This is a genomic window from Eggerthia catenaformis OT 569 = DSM 20559 (assembly GCF_000340375.1).
In the GTDB taxonomy this organism is placed as follows: Bacteria; Bacillota_I; Bacilli_A; order Erysipelotrichales; family Coprobacillaceae; genus Eggerthia; species Eggerthia catenaformis.
Genome location: NZ_KB446648.1, coordinates 16847 through 41264 on the forward strand (window position 1 = coordinate 16847; position 24418 = coordinate 41264).

The following is a 24418-nucleotide window of genomic DNA, read 5'->3' on the forward strand; positions in this document are numbered from 1 at the left end:
GGGGAGTTTGACCTCTTTTACTTTCTTGAAGAAGAGAATGCCGGTTAAGGCAAATTGGAAAATAGAAAGAAAAATCCCTTTCAAATATTTTGTTCTTTGACAACTGAATAGACCAAGGTAGGACTTTATCTGCTTGTGGAGAATTATGACTTACGCCAAGACCTTTCTGCTAAAAAATATTTTGGTTCAATGAATACTGAGAAAATCAAGGAAACAAGGAAGCGAGCGACAAATAAGATTACATAAAAAACAGATGTGGCAGTCTGTTCGTTGATACAGGCAGTGATAATGATACTTCAACAGTTTATGCCGGCTCGTCTTGAATAAGGGGCGGAGGTGAGATTCCTATGTTGTCAGCCAAGACACCTACCAATGTCATAAAACTTAAAAAAGAAAACAACAGGGAAAGGAGTTTTTTATGAATGCAGAAGAATTAGCAAGATATAAAAACATGTCAGCGGAAGAGATAGACAGGAAAATTGTCCCTGATATTGAAAATATAAAAGATAAGAAAAATGCAGAGCCGCTTTCCATGTACTTTATGAAAGTCGGAAATGTCATTGTTAAATGTAGCTATGCAGAGAATGGAAGAAGTTTGGAGGATTGCTTTTTGTCTTACCTAAAAAAGAAAGCAATGCTTCTTGATTAAAATATGATAAAAGGGGCAGACTTTTTTACAAATCTATGGTATAATACGAATCAAACAGGGATACAACTTCATAAGAGCTGAAAGACTCCAAGTTATCATATTTCTCCTTAAAAAAGAATATGAAAGTTTGGAGGTTTTGTTATGTCTAAAAACAATTTAGATACAGATGTTCTCAAAGTTGCCATGTATCTTAGATTATCACAAGATGATGAAAAATATGATAAAGGCTTTAAGGTGGAAAGCAACAGCATTTCCAACCAAAGACTTCAGATTAATGACTTCATTGATAAAAATGAGGATATGGAGCTGATAGAAGAATATGTCGATGACGGATATTCAGGGATAAACTTTGAAAGACCGGCATTTAAGAAAATGATGGAAGATGTCATCACAGGGAGAATTAACTGCATTGTTGTAAAAGACTTATCCAGATTTGGCAGAGATTATATTGATAGCGGAAGATACCTGCAAAGAGTGTTTCCCTCTCTTGATATAAGATTTATTGCCCTAAATGATAATTATGACAGCTATACAGCCAGTGAAACGGAAAAGAACTTGGTCATTCCGTTTAAAAGCTTCATCAATGACAATTATTGTAGGGATACTTCCGCAAAGGTCAGAAGTGTCTGCAAGGTAAAGAGAAAACAGGGACAGTTTATATCAAACTATGCTCCTTACGGCTATGAAAAAGATAAGGAAGATAAGCACAAAATAGTAATTGATAAAGAAGCGGAATATGTGGTGCGGAAAATCTTCTCAATGAAGCTTGAAGGGTACAGCTCCTACTCTATTGCCAAACACTTAAACGATAATGGAATCCCATCACCGATGGAGCATAAAAAGGCAAAAGGAATAAGGTATAAGACAGGCTTCAGCACAAAGGCGGTTGCCAAATGGGATACGCCGGCAGTTAATCGTATTTTAACCAATGAAATCTATATCGGAACACTGCAACAGGGAAAACGGGAAAAGATAAACTATAAGCTGGATAAGGTGGTTTCCAAGGATAGAAGCGATTGGATTGAAATCGAGGACAATCATGAAGCTATTATTGATATTTATGACTTTGAAATTGCCCAAAAACTTTTGAAATGTGATATAAAGGCAAAAAATGTTGGGGAGAAAGCGGATTTGTTTTCAGGTCTTTTATTTTGCAAGGACTGTAATGCTCAAATGACAAAGAAAGTCGATAAGAGAGGGAAAACTCCCACTATTTACTATATCTGCTCCCAGTACAACAAAGGAAAAGAGTGCAGCAGGCATTCAATCAAACAGGAAGAATTAAAGCTAAGCGTACTTGAGATGATTCGCCATTATATCAACTCTCTTGGGAAGTATGAAAGCATTTCAGAAGAGATAAGAGAAATGGAAGTATCTTATGAGCTTTTTCAGAAAATAGATAAAAGACAGGAATATACCAAGAAAAGCAAGGCAAAGTTTGAACTTTTAAAATCGGCTCTGTATCAGGACTTAAAAGAAGGAATCATTTCTGAAGAAGAATTTTACGGTATGAGAGAGTTTTATACAAACCGTATCGTAGAAAGCGAACTGATTTTAGAAAAGCAGAATAAAGAAATTTCAAGACTCTATCAAAAGAGTTTGGGAAACAAAAACTTCCTGTCAGATATTAAAAAGTACAGGAATATAAGCACCTTAGAAAGAGGGCTTCTTGTAAGACTTGTCGATAAAATCTATGTTTTGGAAGAAAAAAAGATAGAAATCCATTTTAACTATGATGAAACTACAGATATACTGGATAAGTTAAGCGACTACACAAAGCAATCCTCCGAGCTGATGAAGGAGGTGGTGTAGATGGCAAGGACAGCGAACAGGCGGGCAAAAGCGGAAGAAGCTCTGTTAAGCAAAGAAAGCGGAAACAGTTTTCAAACAGCGATTTACACAAGAATATCAAGAGATAAAAAAGAAAAGCCGAGTGATTCCATTGAAAATCAAATTGCTCTTTGTGAAAGTTATATAAAGAAAAATGATGGGCATAAATTGGTTGGAATATATAAAGACATCGCAAAGACAGGGACAGAATTTGAAAGACCTGACTTTGAAAAACTTATGGGGGAAGTAAGGACGGGAAAAGTCAACTGCATTATTGTAAAAGACCTATCCCGCTTCGGAAGAAATTATACGGAGCTTGGAAACTTCATTGAAAAGATATTTCCGTTTCTTGGAGTAAGATTTATTGCGGTTAATGACAATCTGGATACCTTTCACATGGAAGATCCCAATAAATCTCTTGAGGTAATCTTGAAGAATATTGTAAATGAAACTTATGCAAAAGACATTTCAAAGAAAGTATCAAGCTCTCATCAGATGAGGATCAAACAAGGCGGATTCATCTGTGGTGCGGCTCCTTATGGCTATACAGCAAGAAAAGATGAAGATGGAGTAAGACGGTTATATGTTGATGAAAATACAGCTTCCATCGTAAAAGAAATTTTTGATGCGTATTTGAAGGGATTTAGTACACTTGATATTTCAAAGTTACTGTTTGAAAAGAAAGTATATATAGCAACTGATTATAGGAAGTTTGGAAAAGCTAAAGCTGATGAAAATGAGCTTATAAGAGCGTGGATGCCGACAACAATATTACAAGTGCTTAAAAATCGTGTATATACAGGAACACTCATTCAAGGCAGAAATCAAAAGCATTTATTTGAAGGTAAAAAGAGAGAAAGGCTTGACGAAGAACATTGGACAATAACAGAAGATGCCCATGAAGCAATTATCTCGCTTGATACATTTGAAAAGGTACAGGAGAAAATTTCCTCAAAATCTAATTCCATTAAAAATAGTGGAAAAGAAAATAAGAATGCTAAGGATGATACAGTATTTAGAGGAAAACTCTATTGTGGGATTTGTAAGAGAAAAATGAGCGTACACAGGCAAAAAAGCGGTAATAAAACTGTATTTTATTTTAGCTGTAATCGGTTCAGAGAATTTACAACAGAAAAATGCGGAACATCTATTACAGAGGCTACTCTTGAAAAAACTGTTAAAGCAGCCTTTGATGCTATTCTTTTAAATAACAGTAAAAGTTATAAGGCTTATCTGAATGCTTATGACAATCTTAAAATAGAGATGGATAAGAAAAAGGAAAAAGAAATAACTGAAATTGAAAGAAAAATTTTAGGCTTTAGCAGACTTCAAAGTGAGTATTATGAAAAATATGTTTTGGGCAAGTGGAGTAAAGAAGACTTTGAAAGGGAAAAAGGACTTCTGGGTAAAAAGAAAGCAGAACTCGAAAGCCTAAAAGAAAGACAAGTTGCTATCTTTGAAAAAGAAGTATTTGAACTTGAAGAAAGGCATAAGCACCTTACAGCACTTTTTAAAGGTAAAACAAAGAAATGGGATAAAGACTTTGTAGATAGCATCATTGATAAGATCTTTATAGGGAAAGATAACACAATAGAAATCAAATTTAATTTTGAAGAAACTCCTGTGATTACTGAAAAACTCGGTAGAAAGACAAGGAGGAGCTGATATGAATACAGTAGATTTTTATTTAAGACTTTCCTTAGAAGATGACGACTTAAAAGACGAAAGTAACAGCATTACTTCCCAAAGAGAAATCTTAAAAGACTATATCAGTTCAAGAGAAGAATTTACTGGAGTGAAGATAAGAGAACATATTGATGATGGCTATACCGGAACAAATTTTGTTGAAGTGGGATAACGTAACTTTTTCAAGGGGTGCGTTGTCCCGCTTATTTTTTGCGTCAAATTGCATAGCTCTTGACGTTTGCTCCTATCTGTCTGAAATAGGAGATGCTTTCCGTGGGCTGATCGCCCGTTTCTACTCGACCCACAAAGCTATACATGATTTCAATTTTCCGCGTATTTGTTTCCTTGTCCAGCTCGTGGATTAGGATGCGGTCAATAAATTCATGGACATTCTCGTAAGTCAGTTCTTGAATTGCCGTGTACTTGCGCACAATGGCAACAAATTTTCTTACGTCTACGCTGCGCTCGGTAACCTTATCGATCTCCTGTGACAGCTCCGCAATCCGGCGGGTTAATGTTTCTTTTTCCTCATCATAACCGGAAGTCAGAAACACAAACTGCTCGTCCGAAAGTTTCCCCAAAGCGTTATCCTCATATAGCTTGCGGAACAGGATGTTCAACTCGTTCATTCTTACGGTTGCTTTTTCCAGATCCTTTTTCTGCCGAGACAATGCCTTTTGCATGGACTTTGCGTTATATTCATTGGCATGCCGGATAAATTCCTTTTCGTGAGTTTTGACATAAGATAATACCCTTTGCAGGTCGGCAAGGACAAGCTCTTTTAGGACACTCTTGCGAATATAGTGGGTGGTGCAAATTTCGCCTGTCCTGATACGGTTACGGTATTTACCGCAAGTGTAGGCGTGTTTTCGCTCCGGCGTTCCGGCTCCCTGTTGTAGATACATCTTGTAGCCGCAATCTCCGCAAAAGAGAAGCCCAGAAAACAAATCAATCTCATTTATTTTGTTTGGTCGGTGTTTTGTAGCAATCCGCTTTTGTGCGAGATCGAAGGTTTCTTCGTCAATCAATGCTTCATGGGTATTTGGGAAAAAATATTGCTTTTCTTCAGGGTTTTTCTTTGTCTTTTTTGACTTGTATGACACCTTATAGCTCTTTCCCGTGATAGTATGTCCCAGATATTCCTTTCGGGAGAGAATATCATACAGCGTCTTATCCGGCCAGTTATAGATGCAAGTCGGATGCGGGCGCGGGTGACGGCATTTCCCTGTACGCCGATAGCGTAGTTCGGCGACGGTCAGAATTTTGTTTTCTTTCAGCCAATTCTGTATTTCGCAGATACGGTCGCCTCTTATATACATAGCAAAAATTTGTTTTACTACATGTGTCGTTTCAGGATCGGGCAGGAGATGATTTCGGTTATTTGGATCAGCAACGTATCCGTAAGGTACTTCTCCGTTGACGCGCTCTCCCTTTTGAGCTTTTGCCTGTTTCACGGCACGGATTTTCTTTGAGGTATCGCGGGCATAAAATTCGTTAAACCAATTCCGCAAAGGAGTGAACTCGTTGTCCTCTCTTGCAGTATCCACACCATCATTTATGGCAATATAGCGTACTTCATATTCCGGGAACACAATCTCAATCAGTTCGCCGGTTTTCAAATAGTTACGCCCCAGACGGGAAAGATCTTTGGTGATGACGGTTGACACATTTCCGGCTTCTACCTCTTGTAACATAGCTTGAAGTCCCTTGCGTTCAAAGCTCACTCCGGAAAAACCATCGTCAATGAAAAATCGAGTATTGAAAAAATGGTGTTCATCCGCATACTTCTGTAAAATCAATTTTTGATTTTGTATGGATTCACTCTCACCGGTTTGTACATCCTCTTGACTTAATCGACAATATAAGGCAGTTATCTTGTCTGCTATCATAAAGTAGCCTCCTTTCTATCAGCAGACAAGCATGGTATGTGTACTAATAATATTATACCATAAACCGCTGCTTATATCATGGCTTAAATATTAAAGAACACCATGATTTCGGGCGTTCTCTTCAATATCTTTTCGGATCAGCTTTTCAATTTTTTTATCAAGGTTATCCGTTGCTTTATCGCTGAACGACGAACATATAATGTAGGTCGTCTTGCCTATCTTATGCTCCGTCTTTGTGACGGCAAGTTTCTTTTCATTCAAAAGATCAACCCCTTTCATCTGATGTTAAATCAGTCTCTGAATAATGGTTTGTCCATTATTCAGAGTTAATTGATAAAATGGGCTTTAATCGGATGGCTATAAGCATTAGCCTCACGGGAATTTCACCCCTGCATGGTTCTCATCCAGCCCTACCCATTGCCTGCAACGCTTCTAACGCTCGGACTGTGGCTGTAAGGGAGTATCATTATATATTTTGTGCTGTCATGGCTTGCAAGGTGCTACGCTTGCTTTGCGGTAGAATATTTCTCGCTCGGCTTCCGTGTAGGGAAGTGTCATGGCGTATTCTCCGCACAGCTAAAGCACAAAAGGAAAGTGTCCGGTTTGCCCTATGATACGCCGCCGTTATCTTGCGGGTATGTTTGTCAAAGTACAGGCGGCAGCTTCTTTCTGCCTTATCTGCGGAAAGGGAAACGCAGATCGTTACATTCTTAAATCTTGAAAATCAGGACAGCCTGCATGAGCTTTGAGCGAAGGCGATCTCGTATATCCTCGTCTATGCCGTAATAGGTATTTCCTCGTTCATCACGGAGTTTTCTCATAGAAAGGTGTGCGATATAGCCTGCGTAATGCTGGCAGACAATATTCATTGCCTGCGGCTCTCCTTTGGTTGCGGCTATGATTACCGGATAAGGCAACAAGCCGCGTTCATCATCGGTTGTTTTACCAGTCCGGGTAGTCATAAGCGTGTTCCTCCAAATAGCGTTTTAATAGCTCAAATGAGCTGGTTCTCCGATACTGCACTGTGCTTCTTGGAATCTGATAGAGTGCCGCGATTTCCGCATCGCTCATATCAAAGAAGTAGTAGAGTAGAACGGCTCTGCGTTTTTCTTCCGGCAAGCTGTGAATCGCATCAGCGATCAGCTTTGCACCTAATGCTTTTCCGCCTGCGAAAAAGGTCTGTTCTTCTTTATCCTCCGCAAAGAAATCTTCACAGGTATAAAGCTGGTTTTCCTCTTTCGATGTCAGATCAGAAAAGTTAATTTCGTGTGCCTGCCGCTTCCTAATCTCCTTATGGGCATTGATACTTTCGTTCTTCAATGTCCGCTTGCAGAAGCCGTTAAATGCGCAGCGTATCTGCCATTCGGTTCTTTCAGGTTCATTCATGGTATTCACCTCCTTTCGCAGCCGCGAAAGCGGGTAGAATTTCCCCTTTCGTAAACCCTCAACAACGCAGAGCCCAAAACTGCCAAAGAAAAGCGAATATTTTTAGAAAAAAGTTTTTGCAAGCACAAAAAATCCCGACTGCATAGGGCAGCCGGGATCGGACATGAAAAGATAACTATATGGATATGATTTAAGCAGTCATCCGTAAAGGCACGGAAACCCGGAAATAGAATATATCCCTTTTAACAAGCTTTTAAGATAACGAAGAATGAACACGGCGATACCTCCTTTGATACCGCCGTTTTTCATAACCTATAATTGATTTTAAGCCTCCGCTTCTTTATTCAAACAGGATAAAAACGGCGGTCATATATAGCTTGTGTATTGCAACTTTTGCATAAGCGGGCTTCTCCTTAATAAAATGAGCCGGCAATTACAGTTTCATAAACTGTGAATCACCGGCTCTGTGTCTTTGCATCTGGCTCTTTGATGACTGATACATTAAATTGTTTTACATTGATTAGCGTTTCCTGTTTGCACTTTGGACAGAACAGCGGAAAGTTTTTCAACTCCGTATCTTCTCTAACTTGCAGCCGTGTTTTATTCTTGCAAACAGGGCAGAGTAACCATTGTCTTTCATCGTTTATATAATTCATTTCATACAACAGCCTATTCTATAATATGATTTATTATCACAAGTAATCGCGTTATCTTGGATGTTATCCAACACTTGCTTTATACTAAATTTTCTTTTCAAAACTATTTCCCATTAAATTGCCCACTCATCGGATCGTTTCCTTGTTTCAAGAAATTCTTTATATATACCTTGTTTAGACGCAAGTTCGGTATGTGTTCCTACTTGTTCTATTACTCCGTTTTTCAAAACTACTATCTGATCTGCACTTTTCACAGTAGTGAGTTTATGAGCGATTATAATTGTTGTCTTTCCTTTTAATAAATTCTTCAAAGCAATCAATAATTGTTTTTCGTTTTCCGGATCTACACTTGAAGTCGCTTCATCAAGAATCACAAATTTACTGCGTTTTAACATAGCTCTTGCAATAGACAGTCTCTGACGCTCTCCGCCGGACAAATTCGAACCCCCTTCTTGTAAAACAGTGTCATAGCCCTGTGGTAATTTCATGATAAAATCATGGCACTGAGCTTTTTTTGAAATGTCTATCATTTCTTCGTCTGTTGCGTTCGGATTTCCAAATTTGATATTATTTCTCACGGTATCATCAAAAAGGTATACATCTTGGAAAACAAAGCTAAAATTTGAAAGTAACTCATCGTACTTATATTCCTTTATATTTAGATTCCCAATTTTTACTTCACCAGAATTTACATCCCAAAATCTTGACATTAAATTGCACAATGTTGTTTTACCACTTCCTGAAAATCCAACAAGGGCAGTAGTTTTTCCATCAGGAACAACCATACTTAAATTGTTGAAAAGATTTTCTTTCCCATACGAAAATGAAATGTTCTTCATTGATATTTCTGCTTTATCTACTTCCGTTTTTTTACCATCTTCAATCACAGGCAGGTTTCTCAAATTTATAACACTGTTAAGATTTTGTACGGCAACCCCCTTAATACTCTGCATGCTTCCCGCCAATTCAAATCCTGAAAAGACAACAAAGCTCATAACAATTAAGATAATAGCCTTGGTTGCTTCCATATTTCCTGAAAAATATCTTATGAGAGAACTCAAAATTATCACGCAGATACCTATTTTGAATACTAATAGGAATAAGAACTGTGTCGGAACTAATATTTTTTCTACTGATAGGAACCCTTTACGACTTTCTGCAATACTTTTATTTAATTCCTTAACTGTATTTTTATCTTTCCCAAATGCTTTGGTTACTCCTATTCCTCTGACATATTCAAGCATTTTTTCACTTAAATCCAATTTAAGCCCCAATAATTTCTCTGTTAGCTGATCAGTCTTTTTTTGTGTAATTAAATTAACTATAACCCCAACAATTAAAGTCAGTAATATAATTACAGCAGTTATAAAATCATAAGGCAGAACAAAAATAACCATTATAAGCGTTTGTATTGTCCCTACAAGTATTTGCTCAATAATCGGAACACCGATTGTTTCAAGTTCTCCTATAACCGTTGAAAGACCTCCTGCTACATTTCCCAAAGAATTTGTATTGAAATACCCCATATTCACATTTTTCAGCCGATCCCCAATATATAGCCTGTTTTCAGCACCTAAACTGTACGAAGCAATATATTTGTTCTTATCAGCTAAATATCCGAATATAATTTTACCGACCATACTTGTGGCTGCAATAGCAAAAACAATATACACATCCCTTATTAAAACGCTCTGACCTGTGAATACATTTTCGCAAATTTTAGTCAAGCAAAACAAAATTGCACCTAAAGAAATACCTTCAAACACACCCTTAAACACATCAAAAATGAGCATTCTTGTTATTTTATTTGAATATGAGCCCGAAACTTCATACAAAGTTTTTATCAATTCTCTCAATTTAGATCACCTCAATTTCTTTAGATTCTGTATATATATCCCACATTTCTTTGTATTTGCCATTCAATTCAAGCAATTCTTTATGAGAACCTTGTTCTATAATACTTCCGTTATCTACAACGATGATTTTATTCGCATTAACGATTGTAGATAATCTGTGAGCTATCATAATTACAGTCTTGTTTTCAATAAGATTATTGATAGATTCCTGAATAACCGATTCATTATCAGGATCAGAATATGCCGTTGCTTCATCAAGTAATACAATCGGGCTATTTTTTAAGAAGCTTCTTGCAATAGCGATACGCTGTTTTTCTCCACCGGAAAGATTTGCACCACTTTCTCCAACAATGGTTTCATATCCATTCGGAAGGCTCATGATGAAATCATGGCAGCTTGCTTTTTCACACGCCTTCTGAATCTCACTCATACTTGCATCTTCCTTAGCTATCTTCAAATTTTCCAAAATCGTTTTATTAAAAAGAAAATTCTCTTGAGATACATAGGTTACAAGTTCCATATTTTGTTTTAACGGCATATCATTCAAATCATTTTTTCCAATTAAAATTTCTCCGCTATTTACATTCCAAAATCCTGCAAGCAGCTTTGCAATGGTGGATTTACCACCTCCCGACCCTCCGACTATTGCGGTTAATTCATTCTCATTAGCCTTAAACGAAATCCCGTTTAATACATTTTTTGACTCATCATAGGCAAATGTTACATTTCTAAATTCCACATCATAGGAATATATATTTTTAGTTCTTTCCCCTCTTTTCAAGTCGGGAAGATTCATCACCTTGTTTATTTCTTCCAAAATGGTTTTTATATTTGTTATTGTTTCCAAGTGACTCATAGCTTTTATCAATGGTTTATATGATGCATAAGATAGTAGTACACAAATAACCAGAGTTCCTATTTCTATGCTTCCATTCATAAAAAAATATATAGAAGCCGGCAAAACAAAGATCATGGTTGCCGGGATAGTTTCCATCGTTGCGGTCATCGAAAAACAAACACTCAAATACCAGTCAAGCATTGCTTTCTTATTTTCATTAACAGTTTCTTTGAATTTTCCAAAGGACGAAGCCGACTTATTGAAAGCCTTGATTACCTTAATCCCATTTACATATTCAACCATTGTAGTATTCATAGCTTTAGATGCTTCTTGATATCTTTTGGACTTTGCCTCGTACCCTCGCATCATTAACATAGAAAAAAGCAAGCCTAATGGAATAGTAAGCAGGTTAGCTATTCCTATTCTCCAATCAAGAACAAAAATAATAACAATCAATACAATAGGTATAATAATATTAGCAATTACCTCAGGAATAACATGGGCAATAGGTTTTTCCATTTTATCAAGAGTTTCTACCATAAACTGTGACCATTGACCGCTGCTTTTTTTCTCAACATCTCCCATTGAAAGCCTGCTTAATTTATCAGCTAATAGTTTTCTTTTATCCTCAATAATTCTATATGCAAGATTGTGAGAGATAATCGTAGATACCTCATGGAACAATACACTGCCTAAAAAGCCTACCAATATGGCAAAAATATAGGGCAGATAATTGTAAATATCAGTATTATTATCGACAAGGTTATTGATAATAGATGCAACAGAAAAATAAGGTATTACTCCGAAGCCGACTCCGATTATTGCAATCAGAACAGATGCAAATACTTTGCTCTTATGTTTCTTTAACATTTCCTACCTTCTTTCATAAAATTTATTTACCGTGCCATTACGGATTTCAAGTAATTTATTACAGACACTGTCAATCAATTCTTTATCATGCGTTACAATGAGCACTATTTTATCTTTTGAAAATTCTCTAATAACTTTGCTTATTTCCAACATATTCAAATAGTCAAGTCCGCTTGTTGGTTCATCTAAAATAATAATTTCTCTATCAACTAACATTCCGACTGCCACGGCCAATCTCTGCATTTGACCTCCAGACAAGCACATAGGATGGCGATTTTTTAATTTAATCAGCTCTAATTTTGTTAGAATATCATTTATTTTCTTTTCATCTATTTCTGAATCAAGCAAACTAAATTCACCAAGCACGGACTCCGAAAACAACTGATGAATTACATCTTGCATAACCATATAGCAAAGAGTTCTTCGCTTTTTATATTTAACGTGCCTACCTTTATAGCGAATTGCTCCTTCTTTTTCTTTCAATAATCCGCATAAAATTCGCATTAGCGTTGTCTTTCCTTGACCATTATTGCCAGTTATTGCAATAATATCTCCTTTGTTAGCAGAAATATTTATGTTGTCCAAAATATTTAATTTCTCATTTTCATATCGTAAATTTGATATTATAAAATCATCAGATTCAGAATATTTAACAGGAATTGTAAAATCATCATTTTCTTTCCTCACGAAAGTTCTAAGTCCCATTTTCTTTCTTGTTATATTGTCAATCAAAGAAAATTCCACATTTGAAAAGCTATGCTCTATTTTTCCATCTTGTAAATAAATCGCCTTATCAATTAAGTCCATTAAATAATACAACCTATGTTCAGAGATAATAATTGTCTTGCCTTTAGACTTTAACTTTATAAGCATTTCTCTTATTTTTTCAATTCCATAATCGTCAATATTTGCAGATGGTTCATCAAACACATAAATCTCAGGATTAGTAGCATATACGGATGCAATAGCCAATAATTGTTTTTCTCCACCCGACATCTTAAAAACATTTCTGTTTTTTAATGTTTCAATTTCTAAATCAGATACGGCCTTAGAAATTTGTGCCATAATCTTATCGGGTGTTTTTCCCATGTTTTCTAATCCAAATATGAGTTCACTGTCTGAATCTAAATTAAAAAACTGTGTTTTTGGATTCTGAAAAATTGATCCTACTTGCTCCGAGATTTCATAAATCTTCATTTCTCTTGTAGTTATCCCATTTATATAAATATTTCCTGATAAGTTCCCATCTAAAAAGTGGGGAATCAGTCCGTTAATCAATTTTGTTACTGTGGTTTTTCCACTCCCGCTTTTTCCACATAACAGGATAACCTCACCCTTACCAATCTCCATTGAGGTCGTATTTAGTTGTTCTTCTTCACTTCTCTTATAAGAATATGAAACCCCATTTATACTAATCATGGTTCACCTCTATAAAAATAATTTGAGCTTTACAATAAAGAGCATTAGAATGCACAATGCAACTATTACTCCATCCCAAAGTCCAAAACTCACATTATCTACAAATATTTTTCTTGCAGGATTTTCTATACCTCTAACCGTAATGGCCTGTGCTAATTCATCTGCCGTATTGGAAGCTGTGACGATCAACGGAACTAATCCTAACTCTATCTTTTTTAATCCCGTTACTCCCCGAATTTTCACTGCATCTGAGATCAGGTTATATTCTTCTCTTAAAGTAGGAAAATATCTAATGCTTATCGCTAATGGTATTATCAAGCTGTCCGGCAGATGCAATCTTTTCAATGCATACATAATACTTCTTATGGGATTAGTCTTCACAAGAATTTGACCAACTAAAAAAATAGGGATTAGTTTTGGTGCATGGATAACCAGCAAACCAAAATTAGCTGAAATAATGTCTGGCAAACTTGGTAATATGATGTGTTTTATACCTTGCAACAAGGCAAATAACAATAATGCTTTCGTTGATGTTTTTACCAACCCTAAAAGAGATGCTGCTATTGCTACTATTAAAAGAATGATTATGTCTATTGTTAGATTGTCATTTGTAAAGCTAACAACGCTAACCGAAACTAAAAATATAATTTCGGTTAGCGGATTTAATTTTATAATTCCTTTTACGATACCTTCCATGTTTATATAATTCCAGCTTTCTCAAAGCGTTTCTTAAATATAGCTTTCCCGATATATGCACCAATTACACCACCAATAAATGCAGTAGCTATCATTACAAGAAGTGTCGGAATTGAAATTAAGGTTTGCAATTTGTTTACATATTCTGGATTCATTCCCATTTTAACGATTGACTGCATATATGATTCTTGAAATAGCCACATCGGTAGTATAGAACCAATAAGTCCAACACAAATCCATCCTGAAGATACGATTTCCCCCTTAGGATTCTTATAACCAAAAATTTTTCTTGAAATTTCTGCTAAAATACCTGCAATAATACAGGTTACAATAATCACCCAAGTGCATTCACCAGTAGCAAAATATATAATCCCTGTTATGGTTATCAGAATAAATGCTGTTCCCGGTTTTGGAACTTTAGCGACCAATAACATATAAATAAAATTACATATTATTCCTGTTATTGCAGGCCACAGAATCCAAATAATGGGTGATAAAATTGCAGAAGCCATCACTATGATTGACAGCACCATGTAAAGCACAGAAAAAATACCGATATTAACCAAGTCTTTTGTTCTTAATTTTGTTTCACTCATTTGAGTACCTCCATCTTTCTTTAGTAAAAATTTCTTTAATTCGTTTACTTTCTCTAAAAATGCAGAAAATCGGGTTTAACCCGATTTCGACAGTTTCTTCATTTAATTACTTAGTTTAATTATGTTTTCATTTAATAATCCTCTCCCATCCAAAATTCATTGCTGCCTCCATCATATCAATAAAATTTAATGACTCATTATAAGTATATTGATGTGTAATTATTTCAAATAATGGAGTACATACCATTGTGTAAAGTATATGGAGTTCATCATCTTTTAACTCATTTACTGCAATACCTTTTTCTTTAAGAACTGCAATGAGCTTTTTTGCTCCTTGAACTTCAAGATTTACCAAATCATTACGAATTGATTCAAACTCCGTACCTTGAGAACAATTAAACAAAAGATTAAACACGGAAGCATTTTGATAGATAAATCCTAACAATTCCTCATTGCTATTACCGGATTTCTTTTCAAAGCCTTCCAACCCATTTAATTTGATTTCTTTTATTGCTTGATTTGTTAACTCTCTATTTCTTTTATATAAATGTTCAAGTGTGGGATTTACGATAGCTCTAAAAATATCTTCCTTCGATTCAAAGTGCTTATATATTGCACCGGGGGTGACACCGGCGTTTTTAGCAATAGTTCGTACAGAAGCTTGTTCAAACCCATATTTCTTAAACTCGACACTTGCACTTTGCAATATTCTTTTAATTGTAGCTTCTTTATTTCTCACTCATATACACTCCATTTAAGATAACATCGTTTACTATAAGTTAACATATACTAACTACCTCTGTCAAGATGCAATTTTTTTTCATTCTTTGGCAAAAATGAATTTCCGTTGTTGTAGAGATTAAGGGATAAGTAGAACAGCAAGCATAGGAAAGGGGTACCCTTTCCGTAAAAAATCTCTATTTTCCGCAGTTCCGGCGATAGAGATTTTGCTTGCTGGGAAGTGTCCCAAACCCTCTATGAACGCAGAAAGGAAATTCACCGATGAATAATAGGAAAAGAAATGTGCAAATTAAGTTTCGTGTTACAGAAAAAGAACGCAGCTTGATTGAAGAAAGAATGAAACAGGTGCCTACAAGAAATATGGAAGCGTACCTTCGGAAAATGGCGATAGACGGATATATCATTCAGATTGATCACAGCGATATAAAGAAAATGACGGCGGAACTTCAAAAAATCGGGGTCAACATCAATCAGATTGCAAAAAGAGCCAATACTACGGGAAATGTGTATCAGGAAGATATAGAGGAAATCAAAGGAGCCTTAAAAGAGATATGGCGGTTACAAAGATTAAGCCTATTAAAAGCACACTGAAAAAAGCACTTGAATATATCCAAAACCCCGATAAAACTGATGACAAAATGCTTGTATCTTCTTTCGGATGCAGCTATGAAACCGCAGATATAGAATTTGCCTTTACGCTTTCACAGGCACTTGATAAAGGAAATAATTTAGCTCATCACCTGATACAGTCCTTTGAGCCGGGAGAGGTCAGCTTTGAAAAAGCCCATGAGATTGGAAAGCAGCTTGCGGATGCCGTAACAAAAGGACAGTATGAATATGTCCTAACCACCCATATTGATAAAGGGCACGTCCATAATCACATTATTTTCTGTGCCGTCAATTTCGTGGATTATCACAAATATAATTCCAACAAAAGAAGCTACTACGGGATTAGAAATATCAGCGACCGCTTATGCTATAAAAACGGTCTGTCGGTCATCACTCCGGAAAAAGGACGAAAAGGAAAAAGCTATATTGAGTACCAAACGACAAAGAAAGGTAGAAGCTGGAAAGGAAAGCTGAAAGAAACGGTTGATCTTCTGATTCCTCAGGTAAAGGATTTTGAAGAGCTTTTAGAGAAGCTTCAAGCTTCCGGTTATGAAATCAAACGCGGGAAATATACATCCTGCTGTGCACCCGGACAGGAGCGATTTACAAGGCTGAAAACTCTCGGTATTGATTATACGGAAGAAGCAATCCGAAAACGCATTGCAGGAATAAGAAGCCATAATGTCAAGACACTGAAGCAGGAACAAGGAATATCTCTACTGATTGATATTGAAAATAATATCAAGGCACAGCAATCGGCAAGCTATGAGCATTGGGCAAAAATCCATAATCTGAAACAGGCTGCAAAGACAATGAATTTCCTTACGGAAAATAACATTAAGCAGTATGAGGATTTAATCAGTCGAATAGATGAAATCGTCCTCGACAGCGAACAGACGGCAACTAACTTGAAGCAGGCGGAAAAGAAGCTGTCCGATATGGCTGTTCTGATAAAAAATATCTCAACCTATCAAAAGACAAATGATATTTACAGAGGATATATCAAGGCAAAAGATAAGGACGCATACAGGCGTAAACATGAAAGCATTTTGATACTTTATGAAGCTTCCGGAAAGGCACTAAAGGATGCAGGCATTAAAAAGCTTCCGAATCTTACCACTTTGCAGAAAGAATATTCTGATCTGCAAAAGAAGAAAGATGCCATATATTCCGACTATGGAAAATTAAAAAAGAAAGTCAAGGAATATCAGAAGATCAAACAGAATGTTGATACGATTTTACAAAGAGAAAATACAGGCAAGGAGCATAAAAAGAACCTTGAATAATTCCTCTTTTGGATGATGGGTAAAATTCATGGTATGATATGACTAACTAAAGAAACGGGAAATACACAATATTGAGGACAGAAAACAGTTCCCGGAAGAAAAGGAGCTGATAGAATGACGCGCAGAGAAATATGGAAAGATTTTTTTAATAAAGTAATAGTGCCTGTTCTGCTGACAGCATTTCTCTTTTATTGGGGAAAAAGCATCTTTACGCAAAACGGAGAAACAAACTATTTTTATGTATGGCTGTTTTGCGGCGTTCCTTTCGGTATCAGAAGAATGTTTCTGTGGCTGATTCCGATAAACCATGACTTTACTGCAACGGTGGGAATATTTGCTGTCAATATCATAGCCGGCGGACTGATCGGCTGTATTGTGATTATCTGGCAGCTTCTCGTTGCGGCATGGTATATTCCACTTACGATATACAGGCTTGTAAAAGAATAACGGAATTTCAGACATAAAAAAACAGCGGACGCAGCGGCCACAAATACATGGCTGCCGCGTCCGTTTTTCTCTTGAAATTGTTCCTTGCGTTACGCAGTTAAACCCTATTTTTAAGGATTTGAGGTTAAATCCCTGCCATAAGCTGAAATGCTTCTAAAAAGTAAGGTTATACAAGGCATTTGCACCCTCTATTTCGTAACAAGGCTTCGCTTTTTTCTCATACGCTCTGCCGCTTGCTTTCTTGTGATTTTCTTTCTGCAATCAGGGCAATATTTCGCATTGTTGGATTTTGACGCGAATGGCGCTCCGCATACGGTGCAGCGGCGTTTTTCCTCCGGTGCGTAAAGCTCTGCAAAAAGCTCTCTGTCAAGAGGAAGCACGGCATCGGAAAACCACCTGCAAAGAAGCGAACAGGATATAAGCTGCAGGCAAGGGCAGGCTTCTCCATCATCAAGTAAAATGCAGTTTCCGTTATCAAAGTTACAGCATTCTTTTTTTACAAGGCGATTGACACGCTTTACCTGCTTCGATGAAAGCGGTTTTGATTTTCTCATATTTCATCGGCGGAATCAATGGAAAGCGCGGCAAATTCCTGATCGGACAGGCTGTTTACCTTTTTGACCGTGCGCTTTGCAAGCTCCCGCATATCAGGATCCATAAAGGAAAGTGCAAATGCAATCTTCTCCGTTACTTCCTCCTTGGTTTCGCCTCTGTAAATGCTTAACAAATTCATTTCTTCAACTGTAAAAGGATTCATGCTATACCTCCAATTCATGATTTTTTATTTTCGTGTTATGTTTTTTCTGTTCAGACTGTTTCTTTGCTTCCTTTAGCTGCTCCCTGATAGACGGCTTTTTCTCCGGTTCAGAAGTGTTGCGATTTTCCACCTTAACCGCCTTTGCAAGCTCGGTAAGGGAAATAGCTTCTCCCGCCTTTATCTTTTGTTCAAGCTCACTTACGGTAGGCGCATTCGGAGTATTGTTGATAATCCCGTCAAAATTATTGTCGTTTTGCTCTACTATATCCTCCACATGCTTTAAGTAATTTTGCGGTTTCAGAAATTCCGTTGCATCCTTGTAACCGAAACGGTCAACATAGTGGGCGCTGTCCTTTCCGTCCTTATGAAGCACGACCACATCGGAAACGGAAAGGCTATGTCCGTAAAAATCCTTTGGATGATCAATATTAAAGCGGGTGTAAATATCTTCAAGAGAAAGTCCTTTTGTAAGCTCTGCCTCATAAACCTTGACATAATGATCCGGATTAAGTGTCTGCCCCGATTCTTTTAAGCGGTCGTAGGATTCAAATTGAAGCTCTCTTGTATTTTCTCCTCTCTTTAGCTGATAGATCTGAAAGGTATCTTTTTCAGCAACTTCCTCCTGTGCCTTATAGATATATTCCGGCTGTGCTTCTTTTCTTTCTTCCTTTCTGAAATTTCTTTGAAGCTCTATTACGCGTTCTCCCGAAAGGGGCTTTATGCTGCTGACAGCATCCGCCGCATAGATTGCATTGGAATTAAGCTGTCTTTGCCACGCAGAAGCTTTCGGCGACCAGCGAAAACCGTTTGCCTTTAATTCATCTCTGATTTTGCCGTCCGGTTTATCGTCAAAGAAAAGCTGCAGGCGGTTATCCTTTACATTGATTTCGGCTTTTCCTCCTGCAAACTCCCAGCCTGTGTAAAGCTCTTCCTTATTTACGGAAAGGCTTTGAATACGGTCTTTAATTCTTCTGATTTCCGCATTGTTATTGGAAAGTGCCCAAGTCGGATAGGGCTTATCCTGAACGCCTCTGATTTCCATTCTTGCCTTTAGCTTTTGGGTAGCTTCGCTGTCAAGGTCCGGACAGCTCTCAAGGGTTTTATGCTTTCGGTAATAGGCGTTGACCGCCTTCATGGTTTCCTGCGCCTTTGTCAGCTTTTCAAGCTTTGCATTTAATTTCTTTACAGCATCCGGATCGTCTGCACTGATTCCGCCCATTCCGGTGCTTCTGATTTTTTCAAGAAGTCCCTGAATGTCTTTCCATTCTTTGTAGTTCTTATCACGGGCAGCGTTTTGCTTTTCCTTTTTTCGCACAGGGAAATTAGAGCCTCCCGCAATCAGTACAGAGGGAACGCGGGCATCAATCGCAAATCCGCTATTCATATTTTCGGCAAGCTTTCTTGAATAGGTATCAAGCAGGGCGTCGATTTTACCGTGAAAGGACGGATCAACTCTCTTTTTCTGATTTTCGGCAATTTCCGCCGCCTGATCCACAAGGCTTTTGTATTCAAGGGTTGCACTTCCCGCCGTGTAGTCGGAAAAGCTGTTCATTTCCTTTGCCCTTTTTGCTGCGGCTTCATTGATTGGGTAGTACCTTACCTGTATTTCAGATTCCTTTTCCTGTGAAGCTTCTTCCTGCATTTTCTCAAAATCATCTATGGAAAGTTCCGTTAAGCCTTGCCCTGAAAGCTCGTGCATTTTTAGGATTTCATCACGGGCTTTTTCAATAGAGATTTCCGGATTATCAAGCTGCCCACCGTCAAGGTCTGTAAAGTCCGGTTGATACAGAGTATAGTCATAGCCTGTTTCGCAGGTTTGAATATAAAGATAGTTTCCGTTTTCAAGCAGGTAAGCTGTTTCCTGTTTTTCTTCCTGCAAAGGCAATTCTGTTTCTTTTTCTGAAAGCTCATTTTCTCTTGCCCTTTGAAGCTCCTTAAAATGCCCGTCTATGCTGTCGATCAGCTCCGATGCGGCAAGACGGATGGTTTCAAGGGAGCCCTTTAACTCGGACAGTTCTTTTCCGCTGCTCCAGCCTGCAACATACCCGAAAGAATAATCGGAAGTATCAAGCCCGTAGTGCTGGCATACGGTATAGGCGATGCTTTCTGCTTCAACCTCACGGGTACGCTGGTTCGGGCGATTTTCCTTTTCCTCTTTCGGTGCATTTAAGTCAATGTCGTGCAGCTTTGCGTGGGCGATTTCGTGAATGGCGGTCTTTAAGGTTTGCAGCTCGCTCATGTTATCGTCAATCGCAATTCTTTTTTCCGCAAGGTGATAGTAGCCGTGAGCGCTTCCCTCGATATGTTCAAGAGCAATCGGAACGGGAGAAGCCTTTTTCAGTGCTGTAAAAAAATCCTCATACTGCGACACATCGCCTGTCAGCTCATCTACTCCGATAGAGGGTAGCTCTTTTCCCTCCGTCTGTGATACATCAAACACCGATACCACCTTGTAGGCAGGGATGGTGATTTCCTTTTCTTCGATAATTGCATTTCCGTCCGCTCCGACAAGTGGCATATTGGTTTTCGGATCAAGCTTCTCCATTTCCTGCTTTACCTTAAAGGGTGCAGGAGCGATAATGCGGATTCCTTTTTCTCCCTTTTTGACCGTTCTTCCGTGCGTATTTTTCCACGCGCTAAAGCCTGCAATCAGGGAAGCGTCGGGCTTTTGCAGGGCAATCAGCATCGTATTGTTAAAGCTGTAATGATGAAATTTTGACATGACGCGAAGATATTCCTTGTACCTTTCGCTTTCAAAAACTTCTAATATTCCCTGCTCCAAACGATCCGTGATTTCTTTTAATCTGTCCTTTTGATTTTCAGAGGTCAGGACAATGGGCGTAACTTCTTTTATTTCTTCCGTTTGTTCCATATATGGCATAAATTTTTCTCCTTTCGATTTCTAAGGGTCTGGGACTATCCCGGAAAATATAAATCTCCGCTGCCGCAACTGCGGAAAACGGAGATTTTTCACGGAAAGGGTACCCCTTTCCTATGCTTGCTATTCTTCTTCTTTCTTCCTCTCTATCTCAATACGGTAGTTCACATACTTATCTTTGGTATCTGAAAGAACCACATTACCGTCATAGGTTTTACCTGTTTTGTGAGAGTAGATATTCTTTACCTTTACTGTTTTATCTTTGAGTAGTGCAACTGCTATCTTTGGTGTAAAAGTGATCTTCCTATCCTCAAAGAAGCGGTCATTCTTCCACATGGAAAAGTTGCAATCTCTGTTACTGCAATAATAGTTTTTCTTTCCCTCATAAACGGGATTTTGACAGCGCGGGCATAAGCCGATTACGGTTTTTTCCTGCTTGAAAAGTTTTGCTTTTACTTTTTCAGCGTCCGCATTTTTTATAAGCTCTTTTGTAAGTGCTTCAATCTTTTTCATAAAGCTGTCCGCATCCGCTTCTCCTTTTGCAATCCTTGAAAGCTCGTTTTCCCACTCGGCTGTAAGAAGCGGAGAGGTAAGCGTTTCGGGAAGCACGGAGATAAGGTTTATTCCATCTTTGGTCGGGATAAGCTGCTTTCCCTTTCTCGTAACAAAGCCTGCCTTTATGATTTTTTCGATGATACTTGCACGGGTGGCGGGAGTACCTAAGCCTTTACGCTCCGCATCCTCTGTGGTTTCCTTGTTTCCTGCGCGCTCCATGGAAGATAGAAGCGTACTTTCCGTGTATGCCTTTGGGGGAAGTGTGTCATGCTCCGTAATCTTTACAGGAAAGCTTTCAAAGCTTTCTCCCTCACAAAATGCCGGAAGCTCTTTTTCATCTTCTTTATTCTGCTTTTCTTTCAGGCTCATAAGAAAGAGGTCTTCAATTTCTTTCCAGCCGGAAGATAAAACCGTTTTTCCTTTTGCCGTAAAGGTATAATCTTCGCAGCTAAATGTAGCCGTCGCCGTTTCATAAATATGGGAAGAAGCACAAGCCATAAGAAGCCTTGCACCTGCAAGAAAGAGAATGTTTCGCTCACTTTCAGGAAGCATGGAAAGTTCCGTTTTTCCAAGCTCCATTGTAGGAATCACGGCATGATGATCCGACACCTTCTTGCTGTTAAGAAGTCCTGTAATTTCCGGAATAAGTTTTACGCCCTGTATAAAGGAAAACTTTGATAAAAGAGTACGGATAACCGCCTCCGCCGTCTCTTTCATATCGTCTGTCAGATAATTGCTGTCCGTTCTCGGATAGGTTAGAAGCTTCTTTTCATAAAGGCTTTGTGCAAGGTCAAGGGTCTGCTTTGCGGTGTAACCGAAAATGCGGTTTGCTTCCTTTTGAAGTGCGGTAAGATCAAAGAGCTTCGGCGGCAGTGCTTCCTTTTTTTCAGAGGTAAGAGAAGTGCAGACTGCCGTTTTTCCTTTGCAAGTCTTTGCTATTTTTTCTGCCGCTTCCTTATCTGAAAATTTTTCGCTGACGGCTTCCGCATCTCCTAAAGCAAGGCGGACATGGTAATACTTTTCTTTCTTGAAACTCATAATCGCCTCGCTTCGATCCACCAGCATTTTTAGGGTCGGGCTCTGCACGCGTCCCACATTTAGAGTATGGCTATATAAAAGGGAAAAGAGGCGGGTTGCGTTGATTCCGACAAGCCAGTCCGCCTTTGCTCTGCAAAGAGCCGATCTGTAAAGGCTGTCATAGTCCGCTCCGTCTTTTAAGCTTTCAAAACCTTTTCGGATCGCACTTTCTTCCATTGAAGAAATCCAAAGTCTTTTTACCGGCTTTTTGCAGCCTGCTTTTTCCATAACAAAGCGGAAAATGAGTTCTCCTTCTCGTCCGGCGTCGCAGGCGTTTATCACCTCGGTAACATCGCTCTTAAAAAGAAGTGCCTTTAATACTGAAAACTGCTTTTCCTTATCCTTTGAGATAGTAAGCTGCCATGTTTCAGGCAGGATGGGTAAGGCTTCAAGGTTCCACTTTTCATAGCACTTTCCGTAACAGGACGGCTCGGAAAGCTCTGCAAGGTGTCCGATGCACCAAGACACAAGAAAGTCCTCGCTTTCCATATATCCGTCTTTTTTCGTTTCGATTCCAAGTGCGGACGCAATCGCTATTCCGACACTCGGTTTTTCACATATAATAAGTTTCATATCTGATCCTTTCTAAAGCTCCGGTTCGCTTTTTTCTTTTATTTTCCTGATACAGTACCCGATGCATGGGGACGTTCCCCTGTAAGGGCAGCCCTCACATTTTGAGAAAAAGGAAGCAGGCAGCTCTTTTTCGGGCCGCCCACATTTCGGTTTTTCTGTCATAAGTCGTTCATAGATACTGTCTGTAAACCATGTCATACTGTTTCATCCGGCTCTGCTTCTTCTAAAGCTTCCTCGCCGTCCTCGTTATCTTCATCCGTGAAATCGTCCTCATAGTCCTCAAAATCAAATTCGTCAAGCTCTGTTGTACCCTTTACATTCTGCTTCGGCTTTAGAATCTTGAAATAATAGAAAGCACCGCCTGCAAGTCCAAGAATGAGAATAAGAGATAACACAATCATTCCGGCAGGGTTCTTTTTTTCCGGTTTTTCTTCCGGCTTTTCTTTTTCCGTCTCCGGCTCTTTCTTCTCCTCCTGCTTTGGAAGCTCCGGCTTTGCACTCAGGCTGTCCTTTTCATCAATAATGGAAAGCAGGTCTTTTTCATCCACCTGATTTAAGAAATGAACCGTGTTTTCTCCCTGCGCCGCATGGTCGATTACGATATAGAAGTAATTTCCTCCCTTGCTTTTTACAATGATAAATTCCTTGTCCTTTGTGGCATCTCCCTTGACATTATCCACAAGGCTCATGTTGCCGTCCGGGGTAAGGGGCGTTTTTTCTTCTTTCTTTTCCTCTGTTTTTACATTGCTGTCATTGGTAGCTTCACCGCCGCCGTTTGCATAAGCGGGAATAGAAAAGCCGCCCATAATGATCAGGGCGGCAAAGAGAGCTGTCGTTATTCTCATCAAAATTTTATTCTTCATTTTCTATATCCTCCATAAACTCATTTTCATCTGCTGGTGCATCAGGGATCACGCCCTTTGCCAAAAATACGGAAAGCTCGGCAGGGGTCATGTGAAGCGACCTTACCATCTGCACGATTTCAAGGTTTTCCGCCTCCGTTTTCTGCATTTCAAGCTCTTTTAGCTTGCCTTGCTGCTCCGTGATTTTCTCACGGATCTTTTGAATTTCCTTTTCGATTTTCAGGACTTTCTTGTTTGTCATAAATGTTTTTCTCCTTTCAT

At 38.5% G+C, this 24418-nt stretch carries 24 protein-coding genes; 7 read left to right on the plus strand and 17 right to left on the minus strand.

The window, feature by feature from the left end; translation table 11 throughout:
• Positions 1-418: 418 nt before the first annotated feature.
• The 4 genes from HMPREF9943_RS04895 (at position 419) to HMPREF9943_RS04910 (ending at position 4337) form a co-directional block, all read left to right on the plus strand.
• On the plus strand, positions 419-649 hold the full coding sequence (locus HMPREF9943_RS04895) for a DUF6870 family protein (protein ID WP_004802629.1): 231 nt from the start codon (positions 419-421) through the stop codon (positions 647-649).
• A gap of 141 nt (positions 650-790) precedes the next feature.
• Entirely contained in the window at positions 791-2461 is a 1671-nt protein-coding gene (locus HMPREF9943_RS04900) for a recombinase family protein (protein WP_004802630.1), read from the plus strand.
• Positions 2462-4144 (plus strand): recombinase family protein, encoded by a 1683-nt coding sequence (locus HMPREF9943_RS04905; protein WP_004802633.1) that lies wholly within the window; start codon positions 2462-2464, stop codon positions 4142-4144. It abuts the gene before it with no gap.
• Between the two features lies 1 nt (position 4145).
• Complete coding sequence (locus HMPREF9943_RS04910; RefSeq protein ID WP_004802635.1) at positions 4146-4337, plus strand: recombinase family protein; 192 nt, start codon at positions 4146-4148, stop codon at positions 4335-4337.
• A gap of 43 nt (positions 4338-4380) precedes the next feature.
• On the opposite strand, the gene HMPREF9943_RS04915 is transcribed toward HMPREF9943_RS04910, so the two are convergent.
• The 11 genes from HMPREF9943_RS04915 to HMPREF9943_RS04960 all read right to left on the minus strand — a co-directional run bounded on the left by HMPREF9943_RS04915 (position 4381) and on the right by HMPREF9943_RS04960 (position 15110).
• A complete protein-coding gene (locus tag HMPREF9943_RS04915) occupies positions 4381-6054 on the minus strand; it encodes a recombinase family protein (protein ID WP_004802639.1) in 1674 nt (557 codons plus the stop codon).
• Between the two features lie 90 nt (positions 6055-6144).
• The gene (locus HMPREF9943_RS04920) at positions 6145-6315 is read right to left on the minus strand and encodes a transposon-encoded TnpW family protein (protein ID WP_241431582.1); all 171 of its coding nucleotides are present in this window, start codon (positions 6313-6315) and stop codon (positions 6145-6147) included.
• Between the two features lie 449 nt (positions 6316-6764).
• Positions 6765-7016, minus strand: coding sequence for a helix-turn-helix domain-containing protein (locus tag HMPREF9943_RS04925; RefSeq protein WP_004802641.1), 252 nt, complete (start codon positions 7014-7016; stop codon positions 6765-6767).
• The gene (locus HMPREF9943_RS04930; protein WP_004802642.1) at positions 6997-7440 is read right to left on the minus strand and encodes an RNA polymerase sigma factor; all 444 of its coding nucleotides are present in this window, start codon (positions 7438-7440) and stop codon (positions 6997-6999) included. The genes HMPREF9943_RS04925 and HMPREF9943_RS04930 overlap by 20 nt, the downstream gene beginning before the upstream one ends.
• 455 nt (positions 7441-7895) lie before the next feature.
• On the minus strand, positions 7896-8096 hold the full coding sequence (locus HMPREF9943_RS09845; RefSeq protein ID WP_081602226.1) for a cysteine-rich KTR domain-containing protein: 201 nt from the start codon (positions 8094-8096) through the stop codon (positions 7896-7898).
• Positions 8097-8209: 113 nt separating this feature from the next.
• Complete coding sequence (locus HMPREF9943_RS04935; protein WP_004802645.1) at positions 8210-9952, minus strand: ABC transporter ATP-binding protein; 1743 nt, start codon at positions 9950-9952, stop codon at positions 8210-8212.
• A gap of 1 nt (position 9953) precedes the next feature.
• Positions 9954-11660, minus strand: a complete 1707-nt coding sequence (locus tag HMPREF9943_RS04940; protein ID WP_004802649.1) for an ABC transporter ATP-binding protein — start codon at positions 11658-11660, stop codon at positions 9954-9956.
• 3 nt (positions 11661-11663) lie between these two features.
• Positions 11664-13079: an ABC transporter ATP-binding protein gene (locus HMPREF9943_RS04945; RefSeq protein ID WP_004802652.1), complete on the minus strand. Its 1416-nt coding sequence runs from the start codon at positions 13077-13079 to the stop codon at positions 11664-11666.
• 9 nt (positions 13080-13088) lie between these two features.
• Positions 13089-13775, minus strand: coding sequence for an energy-coupling factor transporter transmembrane component T family protein (locus tag HMPREF9943_RS04950; RefSeq protein WP_004802654.1), 687 nt, complete (start codon positions 13773-13775; stop codon positions 13089-13091).
• Positions 13776-13777: 2 nt separating this feature from the next.
• Positions 13778-14371, minus strand: a complete 594-nt coding sequence (locus HMPREF9943_RS04955) for an MptD family putative ECF transporter S component (protein WP_004802655.1) — start codon at positions 14369-14371, stop codon at positions 13778-13780.
• 127 nt (positions 14372-14498) lie between these two features.
• Entirely contained in the window at positions 14499-15110 is a 612-nt protein-coding gene (locus HMPREF9943_RS04960; RefSeq protein ID WP_004802657.1) for a TetR/AcrR family transcriptional regulator, read from the minus strand.
• A 263-nt stretch (positions 15111-15373) separates the two neighbouring features.
• On the opposite strand from HMPREF9943_RS04960, the gene HMPREF9943_RS04965 reads away from it, so the two are divergent.
• From HMPREF9943_RS04965 to HMPREF9943_RS04975, 3 genes are all read left to right on the plus strand, one after another.
• Positions 15374-15703, plus strand: coding sequence for a plasmid mobilization protein (locus tag HMPREF9943_RS04965; RefSeq protein ID WP_004802658.1), 330 nt, complete (start codon positions 15374-15376; stop codon positions 15701-15703).
• The gene (locus HMPREF9943_RS04970; RefSeq protein WP_004802660.1) at positions 15664-17007 is read left to right on the plus strand and encodes a relaxase/mobilization nuclease domain-containing protein; all 1344 of its coding nucleotides are present in this window, start codon (positions 15664-15666) and stop codon (positions 17005-17007) included. Before HMPREF9943_RS04965 ends, HMPREF9943_RS04970 begins: the two co-directional genes overlap by 40 nt.
• Positions 17008-17121: 114 nt before the next feature.
• The gene (locus tag HMPREF9943_RS04975) at positions 17122-17454 is read left to right on the plus strand and encodes a DUF6050 family protein (RefSeq protein ID WP_004802662.1); all 333 of its coding nucleotides are present in this window, start codon (positions 17122-17124) and stop codon (positions 17452-17454) included.
• Between the two features lie 188 nt (positions 17455-17642).
• On the opposite strand, the gene HMPREF9943_RS09850 is transcribed toward HMPREF9943_RS04975, so the two are convergent.
• From HMPREF9943_RS09850 to HMPREF9943_RS05000, 6 genes are all read right to left on the minus strand, one after another.
• The gene (locus HMPREF9943_RS09850) at positions 17643-18008 is read right to left on the minus strand and encodes a cysteine-rich VLP domain-containing protein (protein WP_004802663.1); all 366 of its coding nucleotides are present in this window, start codon (positions 18006-18008) and stop codon (positions 17643-17645) included.
• Positions 18005-18211, minus strand: a complete 207-nt coding sequence (locus tag HMPREF9943_RS04980; protein ID WP_004802666.1) for a transposon-transfer assisting family protein — start codon at positions 18209-18211, stop codon at positions 18005-18007. The genes HMPREF9943_RS09850 and HMPREF9943_RS04980 overlap by 4 nt, the downstream gene beginning before the upstream one ends.
• 1 nt (position 18212) lies before the next feature.
• Complete coding sequence (locus tag HMPREF9943_RS04985; RefSeq protein WP_004802668.1) at positions 18213-21092, minus strand: YodL domain-containing protein; 2880 nt, start codon at positions 21090-21092, stop codon at positions 18213-18215.
• Between the two features lie 120 nt (positions 21093-21212).
• On the minus strand, positions 21213-23294 hold the full coding sequence (locus HMPREF9943_RS04990; RefSeq protein WP_004802669.1) for a DNA topoisomerase 3: 2082 nt from the start codon (positions 23292-23294) through the stop codon (positions 21213-21215).
• A 194-nt stretch (positions 23295-23488) separates the two neighbouring features.
• Positions 23489-24157, minus strand: coding sequence for a DUF4366 domain-containing protein (locus HMPREF9943_RS04995; protein WP_004802673.1), 669 nt, complete (start codon positions 24155-24157; stop codon positions 23489-23491).
• Complete coding sequence (locus HMPREF9943_RS05000; protein WP_004802674.1) at positions 24147-24398, minus strand: DUF4315 family protein; 252 nt, start codon at positions 24396-24398, stop codon at positions 24147-24149. The genes HMPREF9943_RS04995 and HMPREF9943_RS05000 overlap by 11 nt, the downstream gene beginning before the upstream one ends.
• Positions 24399-24418: the final 20 nt, after the last annotated feature.

Bases quoted from the DNA above. Each gene is read 5' to 3' on its own strand.
- HMPREF9943_RS09850 (WP_004802663.1), bottom strand. From the start codon at position 18,008: ATGAGAAAATCAAAACCGCTTTCATCGAAGCAGGTAAAGCGTGTCAAT.
- HMPREF9943_RS04955 (WP_004802655.1), bottom strand. From the start codon at position 14,371: ATGAGTGAAACAAAATTAAGAACAAAAGACTTGGTTAATATCGGTATT.
- HMPREF9943_RS04915 (WP_004802639.1), bottom strand. From the start codon at position 6,054: ATGATAGCAGACAAGATAACTGCCTTATATTGTCGATTAAGTCAAGAG.
- HMPREF9943_RS04925 (WP_004802641.1), bottom strand. From the start codon at position 7,016: ATGACTACCCGGACTGGTAAAACAACCGATGATGAACGCGGCTTGTTG.
- HMPREF9943_RS04970 (WP_004802660.1), top strand. From the start codon at position 15,664: ATGGCGGTTACAAAGATTAAGCCTATTAAAAGCACACTGAAAAAAGCA.
- HMPREF9943_RS04910 (WP_004802635.1), top strand. From the start codon at position 4,146: ATGAATACAGTAGATTTTTATTTAAGACTTTCCTTAGAAGATGACGAC.
- HMPREF9943_RS04980 (WP_004802666.1), bottom strand. From the start codon at position 18,211: ATGAATCCTTTTACAGTTGAAGAAATGAATTTGTTAAGCATTTACAGA.
- HMPREF9943_RS04905 (WP_004802633.1), top strand. From the start codon at position 2,462: ATGGCAAGGACAGCGAACAGGCGGGCAAAAGCGGAAGAAGCTCTGTTA.
- HMPREF9943_RS04940 (WP_004802649.1), bottom strand. From the start codon at position 11,660: ATGTTAAAGAAACATAAGAGCAAAGTATTTGCATCTGTTCTGATTGCA.
- HMPREF9943_RS04965 (WP_004802658.1), top strand. From the start codon at position 15,374: ATGAATAATAGGAAAAGAAATGTGCAAATTAAGTTTCGTGTTACAGAA.
- HMPREF9943_RS05000 (WP_004802674.1), bottom strand. From the start codon at position 24,398: ATGACAAACAAGAAAGTCCTGAAAATCGAAAAGGAAATTCAAAAGATC.
- HMPREF9943_RS04985 (WP_004802668.1), bottom strand. From the start codon at position 21,092: ATGCCATATATGGAACAAACGGAAGAAATAAAAGAAGTTACGCCCATT.
- HMPREF9943_RS04930 (WP_004802642.1), bottom strand. From the start codon at position 7,440: ATGAATGAACCTGAAAGAACCGAATGGCAGATACGCTGCGCATTTAAC.
- HMPREF9943_RS04895 (WP_004802629.1), top strand. From the start codon at position 419: ATGAATGCAGAAGAATTAGCAAGATATAAAAACATGTCAGCGGAAGAG.
- HMPREF9943_RS04995 (WP_004802673.1), bottom strand. From the start codon at position 24,157: ATGAAGAATAAAATTTTGATGAGAATAACGACAGCTCTCTTTGCCGCC.
- HMPREF9943_RS04990 (WP_004802669.1), bottom strand. From the start codon at position 23,294: ATGAAACTTATTATATGTGAAAAACCGAGTGTCGGAATAGCGATTGCG.
- HMPREF9943_RS09845 (WP_081602226.1), bottom strand. From the start codon at position 8,096: ATGAATTATATAAACGATGAAAGACAATGGTTACTCTGCCCTGTTTGC.
- HMPREF9943_RS04900 (WP_004802630.1), top strand. From the start codon at position 791: ATGTCTAAAAACAATTTAGATACAGATGTTCTCAAAGTTGCCATGTAT.
- HMPREF9943_RS04945 (WP_004802652.1), bottom strand. From the start codon at position 13,079: ATGATTAGTATAAATGGGGTTTCATATTCTTATAAGAGAAGTGAAGAA.
- HMPREF9943_RS04975 (WP_004802662.1), top strand. From the start codon at position 17,122: ATGACGCGCAGAGAAATATGGAAAGATTTTTTTAATAAAGTAATAGTG.
- HMPREF9943_RS04950 (WP_004802654.1), bottom strand. From the start codon at position 13,775: ATGGAAGGTATCGTAAAAGGAATTATAAAATTAAATCCGCTAACCGAA.